This window comes from Deltaproteobacteria bacterium, assembly GCA_016218975.1.
Lineage (GTDB): Bacteria > Desulfobacterota > Deferrimicrobia > Deferrimicrobiales > Deferrimicrobiaceae > JAENIX01.
This window is the reverse complement of the sequence record JACRCO010000090.1, coordinates 1-2,705: the sequence shown is the minus strand read 5'-3', so window position 1 is coordinate 2,705 and position 2,705 is coordinate 1. Positions and strand designations below refer to the sequence as shown.

The 2,705-nt window shown below is 61.5% G+C and carries 4 protein-coding genes; all 4 read right to left on the bottom strand.

The features are described 5' to 3' along the window. Window positions 1-1,008, bottom strand: a 1,008-nt coding sequence (locus HY896_13095; protein MBI5577281.1) for a molybdopterin molybdotransferase MoeA, incomplete at its 3' end; no start/stop codon positions are given. A 101-nt stretch (window positions 1,009-1,109) separates the two neighbouring features. Beyond that, complete coding sequence (locus tag HY896_13090; protein MBI5577280.1) at window positions 1,110-1,784, bottom strand: nucleotidyl transferase AbiEii/AbiGii toxin family protein; 675 nt, start codon at window positions 1,782-1,784, stop codon at window positions 1,110-1,112. Beyond that, on the bottom strand, window positions 1,762-2,334 hold the full coding sequence (locus tag HY896_13085) for a helix-turn-helix transcriptional regulator (protein MBI5577279.1): 573 nt from the start codon (window positions 2,332-2,334) through the stop codon (window positions 1,762-1,764). Before HY896_13085 ends, HY896_13090 begins: the two co-directional genes overlap by 23 nt. Window positions 2,335-2,467: 133 nt before the next feature. Further along, window positions 2,468-2,705 (bottom strand): hypothetical protein (locus HY896_13080; GenBank protein ID MBI5577278.1); only part of this gene is annotated, 238 nt, incomplete at its 5' end.

Here is a 2,705-nt window from a genome sequence, read left to right as displayed (position 1 = left end):
GACGGCGTCCTCTGCAAGCGGCAGATGGATCGGTTTCGGGAGGTATTCCGCCGCTCCGGTGGCTTTCAGAAGCAGCGGCCGGATGAACATATGGAAATGCACCATGACCGCGACGGGATTTCCGGGCAAGCCGATGACGATTCCCCCGCGCGGAGATTCTCCCGCGAAGATGGGTTTGCCGGGCTTGACGGCGACCTTGTGCAGGATCTTCCGGACGCCGCAGTCGTTCAGGCAATCCGGGACGATGTCCACGTCTCCGACGGAAACGCCTCCCGAGAGGATGAGAAAGTCGCACTCGAGCCCTTCGTGGATCTTCGAGACGATCCGATCCCGGTCGTCCGGGACGATTCCCAAGTAACGGACCTCCGAAAAGCCGAGCTCCTTCAAGGCGGCGAGAAGGAAATGGGAGTTGCTGTTGCGGATCATGGGTCCCTGGGCGCTTTCCCAGGGTTCGAGCAGCTCGCTGCCGGTGGCGAGGACCGATACGGAAGGGCGTTTGTAAACCGGGATCTCCCATTTTCCCACCGACGAAAGGGTGGCGACGTGATGAGGGGAAACGAGCGTCCCCGCAGGAATAAGCAGGGAGCCTTTCCGGACGTCCTCCCCCTCCTTGGCGATATTCTCCCCTCTCTTGACGGAACCGGTGAACCGGACGTTCCCGCCGGGGTCGACCATGCTGAGCTCCACCTGGACGACCGTATCGAACGGCGGCGGGACCATGGCTCCGGTCATTATCTTGATACAGTCCGAATCGGACGCGTCCCCGTTCCATGTGCTGCCCGGGTTGACCGTTCCGGCGACCTGGTACGGTCTTTCGACCTCTTTCCCCGTCCAGAGGACCGCGTATCCGTCCATCGCCGCGCGGGGAAAGGGGGGGATGTTCCGGTCCGCCAGGACGTCCCGGGCAAGGATCTCCCCCGGCGCGTCCGCAAGGGAAACGGTGTGGGCCTCCTGAACACGCGCGATGGGAAGGACGGAGGCGAGCGCCTCTTCGTAAGTGACGGCCACGTTCCGCAGGACCTCCTTTTCGATATCTGAATGAATCTCCCGGACCATTTTACGGTAAATGGGGGGGGTATAGGTCCCTGTATTCCGGGATATCCCCGCTGTTATATGGCGAGACCTGAACCGGCCTTTTTCGACGGCGGCAACGGCTTGTCCCACGCTGTCTTGACCTCTTTGGCCAGTGTCCTTTTGACGTGATCCGGCAGGGATGCGAGATCGGGGTCATCGAACCAGCAGAGAATCCTCATGCACTCGGCCGCCGAAAAAAAGTTTCCGAAGAGGACCCGGGCATCCGCGAGTCCCTGCGGCAGGCTCACCTTGTTCCTGAGCATTGCAGCGATGTCGAGATAGTCCCTGGGTTCCACCCGGTCGAAGAGAGCCTTGAGCTTGGTGGCCATCAGGTCCCTGACGGAGGCGGCCAGAACCACCCCATCACTGGTGAGTTCGGGTATGCCGACCCGCCCGAGCGAAAGCTCCCCGAACAATGACACCTTCACCGCACGTTTTGACCGGGGTGGCGACGCCAGGACGACGAACGTCCCGGGATCGTTCCGGAGAATTGTCGCGACCGTGAGCCATGGAAGCGAAATTCCCAGCCCTTTCTCGTCGAGCGGGCGGTCGGAGAAGAAATCGAAGTCGACCGACTGTCGATGTCCATAGCGCAACGCCAGTGCCGTTCCCCCATAGAGGCAATAGCCCATATCTTTCAGTGGGGAGAGGAAAGGCCAGAGTTTGCGCTGCCCCGGGGGCAGGATGTCAAGTCGGGTCGGGAAGGGCATCGCGCTTTCTCACCGGGATCGGAGGGGTTCTTCCTGGAGAGGTCAGTTCCAATACGGTGTGCCAGAAGGCCCAGGACTTCGGGTGGAACCAGCCGGGCCGTGCATGGTTCAGGACTTCGACCATCCGGCTTTTCCCGATGGCGGCGGTCGCCTGCTGCATGTCTTCGAGCGTGCCCACGTCCATGATCTGCGCGATCACCCGGAGTGGATCCTTTATTGATGCTTCCGGTGATCGCCACCAGATATAGCGGCGGGCCATCTTCCGCAGGATCTTTTGCGCGGGTGGATCCCGGGACCATTTTGAGCGGCCTGGAGAAGATCGGGAATGCGCGGCCCGAACCGGATGTGAGCTCGCTGCCGGCGCCAGCTCGTATCCGAGGAGGTTCAGGATCGTGTCGAGCTTGTGGAAGCCGAGTTCCTTGACCATGCCGGTTTCAAGGCCGTTCAGGGTACCACGGGAGATGCCCGCCATCGCGGCGAGGCGTTCCTGCGTCAAGCCGTGCGCTTGCCGCGCCGCGCGAATCGTTTTTCCGATTTCCGCAAGTTCCATGACAGGCTCCGCCCGACGTTATGTCTAATATATTTTACATCCAACGGCCTTTTCCAACAAGGCAGGAATCGTCATGGGGACCCGAGATGTCGATGCCGATTTCCTTGAGGACCTGCACAGCCTGGGGGCGGACTCATCGGGCGGCAGGCGCGTCCCCGCCATATGCGGGACGGCGCCGAATGTTCTTGCGGCCGGGGAGAGACATGCCGCGTTCGCAGATCGCTACCGGTCCTATCTCCCTCGCCAGGGCCGCCCTCTTGCGGTCTCCGAGAATGACCGGGTCGTCGTTCAGCCATTTCCGGAGATTCCGAAGCACCGTGCCGGCGTACGGGTTTTCGTTTTTCCCGTCGAGGGAGTAGTGAATCCACTTC

Bases quoted from the DNA above. Each gene is read 5' to 3' on its own strand.
- HY896_13090 (MBI5577280.1), bottom strand. From the start codon at position 1,784: ATGCCCTTCCCGACCCGACTTGACATCCTGCCCCCGGGGCAGCGCAAA.
- HY896_13085 (MBI5577279.1), bottom strand. From the start codon at position 2,334: ATGGAACTTGCGGAAATCGGAAAAACGATTCGCGCGGCGCGGCAAGCG.